The 13,116-nt window shown below is 68.2% G+C and carries 12 protein-coding genes and 1 pseudogene; 1 reads left to right on the top strand and 12 read right to left on the bottom strand.

The features are described from left to right. From QZM35_RS37170 to hutH, 11 genes and pseudogenes are all read right to left on the bottom strand, one after another. A pseudogene (locus tag QZM35_RS37170) lies at positions 1 to 214 on the bottom strand (aspartate aminotransferase family protein); the annotation flags it as partial. Between the two features lie 28 nt (positions 215 to 242). Beyond that, entirely contained in the window at positions 243 to 1,580 is a 1,338-nt protein-coding gene (locus tag QZM35_RS37165; protein WP_089425793.1) for a glutamine synthetase family protein, read from the bottom strand. Between the two features lie 12 nt (positions 1,581 to 1,592). Then, on the bottom strand, positions 1,593 to 2,399 hold the full coding sequence (locus QZM35_RS37160) for a gamma-glutamyl-gamma-aminobutyrate hydrolase family protein (RefSeq protein ID WP_301777752.1): 807 nt from the start codon (positions 2,397 to 2,399) through the stop codon (positions 1,593 to 1,595). Positions 2,400 to 2,958: 559 nt separating this feature from the next. Next, entirely contained in the window at positions 2,959 to 3,114 is a 156-nt protein-coding gene (locus QZM35_RS37155; RefSeq protein WP_301777751.1) for a hypothetical protein, read from the bottom strand. A gap of 44 nt (positions 3,115 to 3,158) precedes the next feature. Continuing rightward, positions 3,159 to 3,956 (bottom strand): N-formylglutamate deformylase, encoded by a 798-nt coding sequence (gene hutG / locus QZM35_RS37150; protein WP_301777750.1) that lies wholly within the window; start codon positions 3,954 to 3,956, stop codon positions 3,159 to 3,161. A 59-nt stretch (positions 3,957 to 4,015) separates the two neighbouring features. Further along, a complete protein-coding gene (locus QZM35_RS37145) occupies positions 4,016 to 5,392 on the bottom strand; it encodes a formimidoylglutamate deiminase (RefSeq protein ID WP_089425796.1) in 1,377 nt (458 codons plus the stop codon). Between the two features lie 4 nt (positions 5,393 to 5,396). Next, entirely contained in the window at positions 5,397 to 6,620 is a 1,224-nt protein-coding gene (gene hutI / locus QZM35_RS37140) for an imidazolonepropionase (protein WP_011352606.1), read from the bottom strand. 4 nt (positions 6,621 to 6,624) lie between these two features. Further along, a complete protein-coding gene (locus QZM35_RS37135) occupies positions 6,625 to 7,236 on the bottom strand; it encodes a HutD family protein (protein ID WP_301777749.1) in 612 nt (203 codons plus the stop codon). A 2-nt stretch (positions 7,237 to 7,238) separates the two neighbouring features. After that, on the bottom strand, positions 7,239 to 8,927 hold the full coding sequence (gene hutU / locus QZM35_RS37130; RefSeq protein ID WP_089425798.1) for a urocanate hydratase: 1,689 nt from the start codon (positions 8,925 to 8,927) through the stop codon (positions 7,239 to 7,241). Between the two features lie 39 nt (positions 8,928 to 8,966). Further along, positions 8,967 to 9,662 carry a histidine utilization repressor gene (gene hutC, locus QZM35_RS37125; protein ID WP_069248398.1) on the bottom strand — a complete coding sequence of 232 codons (696 nt, stop codon included), beginning with the start codon at positions 9,660 to 9,662 and terminating at the stop codon, positions 8,967 to 8,969. Positions 9,663 to 9,666: 4 nt separating this feature from the next. Continuing rightward, complete coding sequence (hutH, locus tag QZM35_RS37120; protein WP_301777748.1) at positions 9,667 to 11,190, bottom strand: histidine ammonia-lyase; 1,524 nt, start codon at positions 11,188 to 11,190, stop codon at positions 9,667 to 9,669. A 213-nt stretch (positions 11,191 to 11,403) separates the two neighbouring features. On the opposite strand from hutH, the gene QZM35_RS37115 reads away from it, so the two are divergent. Further along, positions 11,404 to 12,324 carry a glutamate/aspartate ABC transporter substrate-binding protein gene (locus QZM35_RS37115; protein ID WP_301777747.1) on the top strand — a complete coding sequence of 307 codons (921 nt, stop codon included), beginning with the start codon at positions 11,404 to 11,406 and terminating at the stop codon, positions 12,322 to 12,324. A 21-nt stretch (positions 12,325 to 12,345) separates the two neighbouring features. Here the strand turns inward: QZM35_RS37115 and QZM35_RS37110 are convergent, their stop codons facing one another. After that, the gene (locus QZM35_RS37110) at positions 12,346 to 13,101 is read right to left on the bottom strand and encodes a 4'-phosphopantetheinyl transferase superfamily protein (protein WP_089431279.1); all 756 of its coding nucleotides are present in this window, start codon (positions 13,099 to 13,101) and stop codon (positions 12,346 to 12,348) included. Between the last annotated feature and the right edge of the window lie 15 nt (positions 13,102 to 13,116).

Here is a 13,116-nt window from a genome sequence, read left to right as displayed (position 1 = left end):
AGCCGACGTTCACGCACCAGAGGCCGGCCATCCCGTCGATCACCTTGTTGCCGTCCGAGTCCCACAGGTAGACGCCGTCGGCCTTCACGATCACGCGGCTGCCTGCACGGTTCAGCGCGCCCATGTCGGAGAACGGGTGGATGTGGTGCGCGGCGTCGAGCGCACGATAATCCGCGGTCGATTGCGGCGATACAGCGTCATTTCTATCGGTCATGTTTCCTCCGGATAACCGCGCCGCACGCTCAGACGTGCAGCAGCAAATGCCTGCGCTCCCACGAGCTGATCACGCGGAAGAACGCTTCGTATTCGGTGTCCTTCAGCGCCAGGTACGCTTTCACGAACTTGTCGCCGAGAATGCCGGCCAGCGGCGTGCAGGCCGCCATCAGCGAGATGCCCTCCTCGAGATTGCGCGGCAGCTGGTACGGCAGGTTGTAGCCGTCCGACGCGATCGGCTCGGTCGGTGCGAGCTGCTGGGTCAAGCCGAGATAGCCGGCTGCGAGCGTCGCGGCGAACGCGAGGTACGGATTGCAGTCGACGCCCGGAATCCGGTTCTCGATGCGGCGCGCCGACGCGCCCGACTGCGGAATGCGGAAACCGACCGTGCGGTTGTCGTAGCCCCACTGCACGTTGATCGGCGCGGCCATGAAGCGCGACAGGCGGCGATACGAGTTGATGTACGGCGCGAAGATCGGCATCAGTGCGGGCGTGTACTTCTGCAGCCCCGCGAGATAGCTGTGAAACATCGGCGACACCGTACCGTCCTCGTTGGAGAACAGGTTGCGTCCCGTGCGCGCGTCGGCCAGGCTCTGGTGGATGTGCATCGCCGAGCCCGGCTCGTCCTGCATCGGCTTCGCCATGAAGGTCGCGTACATGTTGTGGCGCAGCGCCGCCTCGCGCACGGTGCGCTTGAACAGGAACACCTGGTCGGCGAGCGACAGCGCATCGCCATGCACGAAGTTGATCTCCATTTGCGCGGCGCCGACCTCGTGGATCAGCGTCTCGATATCGAGCCCCTGCATCTCGCAGTATTCGTAGATGTCCTCGAACAGCGAATCGAACTCGTTCACGGCCTCGATCGAATACGACTGCCGGCCGGTCTCCGCACGCCCGGTGCGGCCGACGGGCGGACGCAGCGGCAAGTCGGGATCGGCGTTCATGTCGACGAGATAGAACTCGAGCTCGGGTGCAACGACCGGCTGCCAGCCCTTCGCCCTGTACAGGTCGAGCACGCGTCGCAGCACGTAGCGCGGCGAGATCTCGACCGGCGAGCCGTCGAAGTGCACGCAATCGTGGATCACCTGCGCGGTCGGGTCGACGGCCCACGGAATCAGGCAGATCGTCGACGGATCGGGCACGCACACCATGTCGGGGTCGGTCACGCCGGTCAGCGTGCCGTCTTCCGGATAGTCGCCGGTGACGGTCTGCACCATCACGGCCTGCGGCAGGCGCATCGATTCGCCGGATTCGAACTTGTTGCGCGGAATGATCTTGCCGCGCGCAATGCCGGCCATGTCGGGAATGATCGCCTCGACCTCGGTGATGCGGTGCTGTCGCAGGAATTCGCTCAGTTCGGGTTGCATGATCGGCCTCTATCAGTCGACGTCGGATGCGGCCGGCGACGGCATCGCGCCGCCGGCCGCATGAATGCGATGCGTCATGCGCGCGCGACACGCCGCGCCGAATGCCGCGAAGATATCGCGCGACAGCGGCTGCTCCGCGTAGCGCCATTCGGGATGCCACTGCACGCCGAGCGCGAACGCGCGCGCGCCGCGCACGCTGACGGCCTCGACCAGCCCGTCGGGCGCACTGGCTTCGACGACGAGCCCCGCGCCGAGTTGCGCGATGCCCTGGTCGTGCAGCGAATTGACCGTCGCTTCGTGCGCGCCGCGCGCGACCCGCTGCAGCAGGCCGCCCGGCGCGAACTGCACGACGTGCGCGGGGCCGTACTGCCGTTCGAGCGGATCGGCGGGCCGCTCGCGGTGATCGTCGAAGCCGGTGGTCGCGTGCAGCCGCTGATGCAGCGTGCCGCCGTAGGCGACGTTCAGCTCCTGCATGCCGCGACAGATCGCCAGCACGGGCACGCCCGCGTCGATCGCCGCACGGATCAGCGGCAGCGCGGTCGCGTCGCGCGCGGGGTCGTGCAGCGTGTCGGGCGCGCTCGCGGTGCCGCCGTAATGATGCGGCTCGACGTTCGAATAGCTGCCGGTGAACAGCACCCCGTCGACTGCCGCGACGATCGCGTCGGCCGGCTGGCGCGCGCCGAGCGCGGGCAGCACGAACGCAAGCACACCGGCGCCGTCGACGAGCGCGGCCAGGTACTTCTCCCCCGCAGTGTGGTTCGGATGCGCACCGCGCAGGATGCGGTCGGCGGTGACGGCTACGATCGGGCGCGCACGCATGGGCGGCTCTCCGGTAATCGCGCGCGATGCGTCTGCACACGGGACGTTGAAGGTTCGCGCCGGCGCCGCACGCGCGCACCATGACGCAGCGCATGCCCATGCGCGATCCTGCCGCGCGGACGATGCGGTAACAGGCGGTGCAACCCGGAACGGAAGCGGAAAACGACGCTAGGGCAACAACGATGCGCTGCCGTCGCACTGCACCGCGCTGAACACGTGCGCGGACACGAGATTGAAGCGGCGCAGGCCGCGATGGGAAACGGCGAAGAAACGAGGCTCGCGTAAAAAGGCGGCACGCGTGCCGCGATCAGCATGCCGGGACGGCCCGGCCTGAGGCGGCGCGCCCGCCGACGGACTTCGCGTCCGGCGTATCGAAGGGCTGGCGGCTTTCACGATCGTACTCGACTGACTGATGAAGGCAGGACACGTGTCGCGATCAAGCGCATGCGGCAATGCCGCGCGGCGACACGTCGGCAAGGTGTCTCGCAGCGCATTCCGGCGGGTTGCGGCCACGATCGATGGCCCCGCCGCCCGTGCGCGCGTGACGACTTCCTGACATTCAGCTTATATCACCTAAAAATTGCGTCAAATTTTCAGGTGCCGATGACGTCATCGAACAGACGAAAGCCATGCGAAAAAAAACGGCATCGATCCCGTGGATCGATGCCGTGTTGTGCACTGCATCGGTGCGGCATGCCGCGTGCAGGCGGGTCATGACGCGCCTGCTCCGCCGCGCTGCCGCATCCGTGCGGCCCGCGTTCAACGATGCGCGAGCGCGGTTTCGACGAGCGTCTGCAATAGCGGCACAATCCGCGCCGCACGCGCTTCGTCATACGCGTAAGGACGCGTCTCTTCCATGTAGGTGATCTGCGAGAGCTCGAGCTGCACGGCCTCGACGCCGGTAGCGGGCACGCCGTAGTGACGCGTGATGTAGCCGCCCTTGAAGCGCCCGTTCGCGACCGCCGTATAGCCGCCCTGTTCGAGCACGCGCGCGGCCAGCGCCTCGGCCAGGCCAGGCGCGGCACTCGCGCCGCTCGACGTGCCGAAGTTGAAGTCAGGCAGCCGGCCGTCGAAGAAGCGCGGCACGTGCGAGCGGATCGAATGCGCTTCCCACACGAGCACGCGGCCGTGCTCGCGCTTCAGGCGTGCCACCTCGCCTCGCAGCGCCTCGTGATACGGCAGCCAGTAGCGATCGCGGCGACGCATGATCTCGTCGTTGCCGGGCTGCGCGTTCGCCGGATACAGCGGCGCCTTGTCGAACGTATCGACCGGCACGAGCCCCGTCGTGTCCTGCCCCGGATACAGGTTCTCGTTGTCGGGCGGACGGTTCAGGTCGACGACGTAACGCGCATGCGACGGTACGAGGATCGATGCGCCGAGGTCGGCCGCGAATCCATACAGCCGTTCGAGATGCCAGTCGCAATCGTCGACGAAGCGCGCGTCGGCCGTCATCGTCGCGGCGATGTCGTCAGGAATGTACGTGCCTGCGTGCGGAATCGAGATCAGCAGCGGCAGCGTGCCCTGCTTCAGCGTGAATACAGCCGGTTGTTCAGTCATGTCGCATCACCGTTGGAGGTCTGCCGGCGCACGCTTGCGGCGTGCGCCGGTTGCGCGCGTCAGCGCAGCAGTTGCGCCAGCGCGGCGCGGTAGTCGGCATACGCGACGGCTTCGTCGCGATGACGGCGGCCGCTCACGACGCGCTCGCCGCCCGTGTAGACGTCGAGCACCGGCGTGTCGCCGTGCTCCGCGAACACGATACCCGACAACCACGACGTGCTGTCGTGTTCGGCGATCGCCGGATGATCGGGATCGAGTACGAGCCAGTCGGCGCGGCACCCTTCACGCAGCGCACCGACACGCCGCCCGCTGGCCTGTGCGCCGCCCGCGAGCGACGCGTCGAACAGGCGATCGGCGACATGCGCCTGCGACTCGCTCGCCAGCACGTTGCGTGCACGGTGCACGAGCCGTTGGCCGTATTCGAGCAGGCGCAACTCCGAGCGCCAGTCGACCGACGCGTGGCTGTCCGAGCCGACGCCGATCACGCCGCCCTGCGCGAGATAGTCGACAGCGGGGAACACGCCGTCGCCGAGGTTCGCTTCGGTCGTCAGGCACAGGCCGGCAACCGCGCGACGCTTCGCGAGCGCCGCCGTTTCGGCCGCGTCGACGTGCGTCGCGTGCACCAGACACCAGCGTGCATCGACGTCGAAGCGATCGAGCAGCCATTGCACGGGGCGCGCGCCGTACGCACGCACGCAGTCGTCGACTTCGGCCGTCTGCTCGGCGATATGGATATGCACGGGGGCATCGTCGGGCAGCCCTGCGAGCAGCACGCGCAAGCCGTTCTCGGATACCGCCCGCAGCGAGTGCGGTGCGACGCCGTAGCGCAGCCCGCCGTGCTCCGGCGCCACGCGGCGCATCGCGTCGAGCAGTTCGAGCAGGCCGTCGGGCGTATTGATGAAGCGGCGCTGGTCGTCACGCGGCGGCTTGTCGCCGAAACCGGCGAACTGGTACGACACCGGCAGCATCGTGATGCCGATGCCGGCCGCGCGCGCGGCGTCGATCACGCGCGTGCCGAGCTCGGCGATCTGCGGATAGCGCGAGCCGTCCTGCGTGTGATGCACGTAGTGGAATTCGCACACCGACGTGTAGCCGCACTTGAGCATCTCGACATACAGCCAGCGCGCGATCGCGGCGAGCGCGTCGGGCGTGATCTTCAGCGCGAAGCGGTACATCAGGTCGCGCCAGCTCCAGAAGCTGTCGGACGGATTCGCGCGGTATTCGGTGAGCCCCGCCATCGCGCGCTGGAACGCGTGCGAGTGCAGGTTCGGCATGCCGGGCAGCACGGGCCCCGCCGCGCGAGCGACGCCCGCGGGTGCGTCGGTGTCGGGCGTCACGCCGGTCAGCGTGCCGGCCGCGTCCCAGCGCAGCAGGACGTTACGGCGCCAGCCATCGGGCAGGTACGCATGGTCTGCGAACAACGTCGTGTCGGTCATGAGGCTATCCATTCATCCGGCGAAACACGGTCGTGCCGCCGCGTACGACCTGCTCGCACAGCGGCCGGCCGATCCAGTAGGCGAGCTCCGCCAGCGAGCCGACCGACCACGCGGCGAAGTCGGCCTGGCGACCGACCTCGAGCGCGCCGTGGCGATCCGCGCGGCCGAGCGCCGCGGCCGCATGGCGCGTGACGCCCTGCAGCACTTCGGGCACCGTCATGCGGAACAGCGTGCAGCCCATGTTCAACGTCAGCAGCAGCGATTCGAGCGGCGACGTGCCGGGGTTGTGATCGGTCGCGAGCGCGATCGGCACGCCGTGCTTGCGCAGCAGCTCGATCGGCGGCAGTTGCGTCTCGCGGATGAAGTAGTACGCGCCGGGCAGCAGCACGGCAACCGTGCCGGCTGCCTTCATCGCCTCGATGCCGGCTTCGTCGAGAAATTCGAGGTGATCGGCGGACAGCGCGCGATAACGCGCGGCCAGCGCCGTGCCGCCCGCGTTCGACAGTTGCTCCGCATGCAGCTTCACGGGCAGCCCGCGCCGCGTCGCGGCCTCGAACACGCGCTCGGTCTGCGCAAGCGAAAAGCCGATGCGTTCGCAGAACACGTCGACCGCGTCGACGAGCCCTTCGTCGGCCAGCGCCGGCAGCATCCGGTCGCACACTTCGTCGATGTACGCATCCGCACGGCCCGCATATTCGGGCGGTAGCGCGTGCGCGCCGAGGAAGGTCGTGTAGACGGTGACCGGAAAGCGTTCGCCGAGCTGGCGTGCAACGCGCAGCATCTTGCGTTCGCTCGCGAGGTCGAGCCCGTAGCCCGACTTGATCTCGATCGCGGTCACGCCTTCGGCGAGCAGCGGCTGCAGGCGTGCTGCAGCCTGCACGAACAGCGTCGTCTCGTCGGCCGCGCGCGTCGCGCGCACCGTCGACACGATCCCGCCGCCCTGCCGCGCGATTTCCTCGTAGCTCACGCCCGCGAGGCGCTGCGCGAATTCGTCGGCACGCGTGCCGCCGTACACGAGGTGCGTATGGCAGTCGACGAGGCCCGGCGTCACCCACGCGCCGTGCAGATCCTCGCGCTGCCAGTGGGCGTAACCGTGCGGCAGCGCGGACATCGCGCCGAGCCAGACGATCGTGCCGGTTTCGTCGACGGCGATCGCCGCGTCGTCGATCGTCTCGTCAGGATGGCCGTGCGGACACAGCCTCAGGTGATGCCAGACAGTCGGTTTCATGCGTTCAGTCTCGTTCGCCGATGGCGAGCGACACGGCGAGCAACGCGCCGCTCCCGCTCACGACGACGTCAAACGCACGCCGCGGCCCGTCGAGCCGCAGCGTGTCCATTTCTTCCAGGGTGTAGCGTGTGCCGTCGATTTCGACCGCGGCTTCGCCGGCCGCGCAATACAGCAGCACGGTATCGGCATGCTCGATGCGGTGCGCGCCTGCGCGCCATACGTCGAGCGCGCCGCGCGCGGCCGAACGGCGCGTCATCAGGTTGAAGTCGCGCGTCGCGCCGTCGTGCAGCGTCGCGTCGATCGCCGCTTCCCCCGCAAAATCCGCGCGGGCCAGCGGCGCGTCGAGCACGTGGCGGGCGCCGCCTGCCTCGGCGAGCGTCATGCCCGCGCCGGACAGCAGCACCAGCGTGCGGTCGATCCCGTCGAAACGCGAGAACGGCCCGGCCGTGCCGACGTCGGCGACGCTCACGCGCCACGCGAACGCGTCGAGCGCGGCGCCCGGCGGGAACGCGCCGATTTCGCGCGTCACGCCGCCACCGTTCTTCCATGGCGACGCGACGAGATCCGCTGCGCGGATCATCGTCGCAATCGCCGGCGCCGGGTGGAGCGCCGTCATGCTCAGCGGCCGAGCATCGGCAGCTTCAGGCCGGCTTCGCGGGCCGTCTGCTGCGCGAGTTCGTAGCCGGCATCCGCATGGCGCATCACGCCCGTCGCCGGGTCGTTCAGCAGCACGCGGCCGAGACGCTCGTGCGCTTCGGCGGTACCGTCGGCGACGATCACGACGCCCGAGTGCTGCGAGAAGCCCATGCCCACGCCGCCACCATGGTGCAGCGACACCCACGATGCGCCGCCTGCGGTGTTCAGCAGTGCGTTCAGCAGCGGCCAGTCGCTCACGGCGTCCGAACCGTCCTTCATCGATTCCGTCTCGCGGTTCGGGCTGGCGACCGAGCCGGTGTCGAGGTGATCGCGGCCGATCACGATCGGGGCCTTCAGCTCGCCGTTCTTGACCATCTCGTTGAACGCCTGGCCGAGGCGATAGCGATCCTTCACGCCGACCCAGCAGATCCGTGCCGGCAGGCCCTGGAACGCAATGCGCTCACGCGCCATGTCGAGCCAGTTGTGCAGATGCGGATCGTCGGGGATCAGCTCCTTCACCTTCTGGTCGGTCTTGTAGATGTCTTCCGGATCGCCCGACAGCGCGACCCAGCGGAACGGGCCCTTGCCTTCGCAGAACAGCGGGCGGATGTAGGCCGGCACGAAGCCCGGGAAGTCGAATGCGTTCTCGACACCCATTTCCAGCGCCATCTGGCGGATATTGTTGCCGTAGTCGAGCGTCGCCGCACCGCGTTCCTGCAGCGCGAGCATCGCGCGCACCTGGACGGCCATCGACTGCTTCGCGACCTTCACGATGCTCTGCGGATCGACCTTCTGCGCTTCGCGCCATTGCGCGACGGTCCAGCCTTGCGGCAGGTAGCCGTTGATCGGGTCGTGCGCGCTCGTCTGGTCGGTCACGCAGTCCGGCGTGATGCCGCGCGTGACGAGTTCGGCGAACACGTCGGCCGCGTTGCCGAGCAGGCCGATCGACACCGGCTTGCCGGTGCGCTTCGCCTCCTCGATCATGCCGAGCGCCTCGTCGAGCGTCGTCGCCTTCTTGTCGACGTAGCGCGTCTTCAGGCGGAAGTCGATGCGGGTCTCGTCGCATTCGACCGCGATCATCGAGAAGCCGGCCATCGTCGCGGCCAGCGGCTGCGCGCCGCCCATGCCGCCGAGGCCGCCCGTCAGGATCCAGCGGCCCGACGGATCGCCGTTGAAGTGCTGGTTCGCGACCGAGAAGAACGTTTCATAGGTACCCTGAACGATGCCCTGGCTGCCGATGTAGATCCAGCTGCCGGCCGTCATCTGGCCGTACATCATCAGGCCCTTGCGATCGAGCTCGTGGAAGTGATCCCAGTTCGCCCAGTGCGGCACGAGGTTCGAGTTCGCGAGCAGCACGCGCGGCGCATCCTTGTGCGTGCGGAACACACCGACCGGCTTGCCCGACTGGATCAGCAGCGTCTCGTTCTCTTCGAGATCCTTCAGCGACGCGAGGATCTGGTCGTAGCATTCCCAGTTGCGTGCCGCACGGCCGATGCCGCCGTACACGACGAGCGCATGCGGGTGCTCGGCGACTTCCGGGTCGAGGTTGTTCTGGATCATCCGGTAGGCCGCTTCGGCCAGCCAGGTCTTGCAGACTTTCTCGCTGCCGCGCGGCGCGCGGATCGTGCGCGTCGGATCGAGACGGGGATCGATGTGTTTCGGATGGTTCATGACGACTGCTCCCGAAGGAAAATGACTATCAAATAGGAATCAGAAATGCCCGGTGAAGCGATAACGGCTGCCGGGATGCCACAGATTCGCCACCGAGGCGACGACGCCCTGCGACCAGGTGCGTCGATGTAAAACCAGACACGGCTCGACGTCGTCCATCCGCAGCTGCTCGCGCCGCTCCGGCGCCGGGGCCGCCGCTTCGATCCGGTACTCGACGCGCTGCAGCGGAGCCGCGCGCATCAGGTACAGGTTCGGCGTCGTGTTCGTGAAATCCTGCTCGGCGTAATCCGGCGCGACCGCCGGATTCACCCATCGTTCTTCGAGCTGCACGGGCTCGTCGTTCTCGAAGTGCAGCACCTGCGAATGAAACAGCTTCGTGCGCACGGCGACCTGCATCTCGTCGGCGAGCGCGTCGTCGGCGCGGATCGTGTCGAGGCCGAGCACGCTGGCGTGATACGCATGCCCGCGTGCGCCGACTTCCTCCGAGATGCTGCGGATCGCCACCAGCGTCGACTCGTACTTCGGCCGCGCGACGTAGGTGCCCGCCCCCTTCATGCGCGTGAGCACCTGCTCGGCCGTCAACTCGCGCAGCGCGCGGTTGACGGTCATGCGCGCCACCTTGAATTCGCGCGCCAGCTCGTTCTCGGACGGCACCTGATCGCCCTCCTCCCACTCGCCTGCGTGGATGCGGGCCAGGATGAAATCCTTGATCTCCTGGTAGACCGGCGCGCTCATGGGCTTACTGTTCCGACGCGAACGAGAACGGCGCGACCTTTGCGAACGCGCGCTCGCCGACCAGCTTGGCGATCACGGCGATGTCCGGTGCGAAGTAGTGATCGAGCTCGTAGTGCGCGACCTTGGCGCGGATCGTTTCCATCACCGGCGCCAGCTTCGGGCTCGTGTGGTACGGCGCGCGCAGGTCGACGCCTTGTGCGGCGGCCAGCAGTTCGATCGCGAGGATGTGCTTCGTGTTGTCCGCGATGTCGGCGAGCTTGCGCGCGGCGAACGTCGCCATCGACACGTGGTCTTCCTGGTTCGCCGAGGTCGGCAGCGAGTCGACCGATGCCGGGTGCGCGAGCGTCTTGTTTTCCGATGCGAGTGCGGCCGCCGTCACGTGCGCGATCATGAAGCCCGAGTTCACGCCGCCGTCCCGCACGAGGAACGGGGGCAGGCCCGACAGCGTCGCGTCGATCAGCAGCGCGATGCGGCGTTCGGCCAGCGCGCCGATTTCCGCTGCGGCGAGCGCGAGATTGTCGGCCGCGAATGCGACGGGTTCCGCGTGGAAGTTGCCGCCCGACAGCACTTCGCCGGTATCCGGGAAGATCAGCGGGTTGTCCGACACGGCATTCGCTTCGACCAGCAGCACGTCGGCCGCATGGCGCATCTGGTCCAGGCACGCGCCCATCACCTGCGGCTGGCAGCGCAGGCTGTACGGGTCCTGCACCTTGTCGCAGTCGCGGTGCGACTGGTTGATCGGCGAGCCTTCGAGCAGGTCGCGATACGACGCGGCCGCGTCGATCTGGCCTTGGTGGCCGCGCAGCTCATGAATGCGTGCGTCGAACGGCTTCACCGAGCCGGCTGCGGCGTCGACCGACAGCGCGCCGGCGACGAGCGCGGTGCGGTACAGGTCTTCGATCGCGAACATGTTGTCGAGCGCCAGCGCGGTCGATGCCTGCGTGCCGTTCAGCAGCGCCAGGCCTTCCTTCGCCTGCAGCGTCTGCGGCGCGAGGCCCGCGACGCGCAGACCGTCGAGTGCGCTCGCACGCTCGCCGCGGATGAACACTTCGCCGACGCCCAGCAGCACGGCCGACATGTGCGCGAGCGGCGCGAGGTCGCCCGATGCGCCGACCGAGCCCTTCACCGGGATCAGCGGCAGCACGTCCGCGTTGAACAGCTTGATCAGCGCGTCCATCACTTCGCGACGGATGCCCGAGTGGCCGCGGCCGAGGCTCGACAGCTTCAGCGCCATCAGCAGGCGCACCGACGAGCGTGCCATCGGCTCGCCCACGCCGACCGCGTGCGACAGCACGAGGTTCTTCTGCAGCAGTTCGAGCTGGTCGTGCGGGATGTGCGTGCTGGCCAGGCGGCCGAAGCCCGTGTTGATGCCGTAGGCCGGCTCGCCCTTCGCAGCGATGTCGGCGACGGCCTTCGCGCCGGCGTCGATCTTCGCGAAGCTGGCCGGGTCGAGCGCGAGCTGCACGGATTCGCGTGCGATCTGGCGCAGTTGCGGGAGGGTCAGATGGCCGGGGGTCAACGTAATCATGTGAGCAATCCTGTCTAGACAAGTTCGGAATGGATTGAAGTGTAGCCACGCCAACTTGTCTAGACAACCCGTTTTTCATCGATTTCGACTCGGGAGTTTCCCTGATGCCCGGCGCGGCCCGCCGCATCGGCCCGTGTGATCCGGCGCTTAACAGTTGTTGCAATTATTTTGTTTTTGGCAACATACGGATCACCATTCGCCATGGAGACCGCCATGTCCTTCCCGTCACGACTCGCCATCCGGTTCGGCCGCCCCCTGCTATTCGCCGCGTGCGCACTCGCGTGCGGCGCGTCGCTCGCCGCGGAGCCGCTGTCCGGCACGCTCGAGAAGATCCGGCAGAGCAACCTGATCTCGATCGGCCACCGCGAAACGTCGGTGCCGTTCTCCTACGCCGACGCGAACGGCAAGGTCATCGGCTTCTCGCAGGACCTGTGCGACCGCGTGATCGCCGCCGTGAAGGCGCGCATCGGCAAGCCCGACCTGCAGGTGCGCTTCATTCCGGTCACGTCGCAGAACCGCATTCCGCTCGTGCAGAACGGCACCGTCGATCTCGAATGCGGCGTGACGACCAACCTCGCCGCGCGCCACGCGCAGGTCGCGTTCTCGACCACCTTCTTCGTCGCGACGACGCGCCTGCTCACGCGCACGACGTCGGGCATCCGCGACTTCCCGGATCTCGCCGGCAAGACGGTCGTGACGAACCAGGGCACGACGTCCGAGCGCCTGCTGCGCAAGATGAACGAGGAAAAGAAGATGAACATGCAGATCATCAGCGCGAAGGATTACGGCGAAGGACGCCTCACGCTCGAATCGGGCCGCGCGGCCGCGTACATGATGGACGACGTGCTGCTCGCGGGCGTGCGCCAGCTCGCTGCGAAACCGGCCGACTGGCAGATCGTCGGCACGCCGCAATCGTCGGAGGCCTACGGGTTCATGCTGCGCAAGGACGATCCGCAGTTCAAGGCGCTCGTCGACGGCGTGCTCGTGCAGTTGATGAAGCACGGCGAGATCGACGCGCTGTACGACAAGTGGTTCATGAAGCCGGTGCCGCCGAAGGGGCTGTCGTTCGACTTCGCGATGAGCGACGTGATCAAGGCGCGCTATGCGGCGCCGAACGACGCGCCGCTCGAATGAGCGCCGCGCGCTGACCGCGGCTCACGCACGCGTCCACGCGACGCACGCCGCATAGCCGGGCGCCGCGTCGAGCCACGCCGCATCGAACGCCGCGACGCCGGCGGCGGGCGCGGCCGGCTCGACGATCGTCGTCGCGGGGGTCGCGCCATCGCGCGGCGGCATGACCGCGAACGCGCTCAGCCCGCCGACGATGCCCGTGCCGAGCGCCTTGAGCAGCGCCTCCTTCGCACTCCAGACGCGCATGAATGCGCCGGCGCGTTCGGCCGGCGGCAGGCTGTCGAGATAGGCGGCCTCGGCGGGCGCGCAAACTTCGCGCGTCAGCGCACGCCAGTCGGTCGCGCGGTTGCAGCACTCGATATCGACGCCCACGCGCCCCGCGGGGGCCCACGCAATCAACGCATGATCGCCCGCATGCGACACGTTGAAGTCGAGCGACGCGCGATGCGCGCCGTCCAGCGACGGCCGACCCGATGCATCGACGACGATCGCCACCGCCCGCGGCGCGATGCCGAGGGCCGTGCCGAGCACGTCGCGCAGCGCGGCGCGCGTCGCGGCGCTGCGCACCGTATCCTCATGCCGCATGAAGCGTGCGGCCCGCGCGCGCTCGCCGTCGCTCAGGGCCGCATACGCGGGCGACGCAAGCGGTACGCACCAGTCGAAATCGACACGCGCGATCTGCACGCCGGCGCGCGCCGCGGCGGGCGGCGCGTCGAGCCGCTGCATGCGCCAGGCGCGGGAGCTTTCAGACGGAGAAACGGAATCGGGCGGGACGAGCATCGACGTGCGGCGGCC

It is taken from the genome of Burkholderia sp. AU45274 (genome assembly GCF_030482505.1).
GTDB lineage: Bacteria > Pseudomonadota > Gammaproteobacteria > Burkholderiales > Burkholderiaceae > Burkholderia.
The sequence above is the reverse complement of the archived record's forward strand: the minus strand, read 5'-3'. Positions and strand labels throughout refer to the sequence as shown.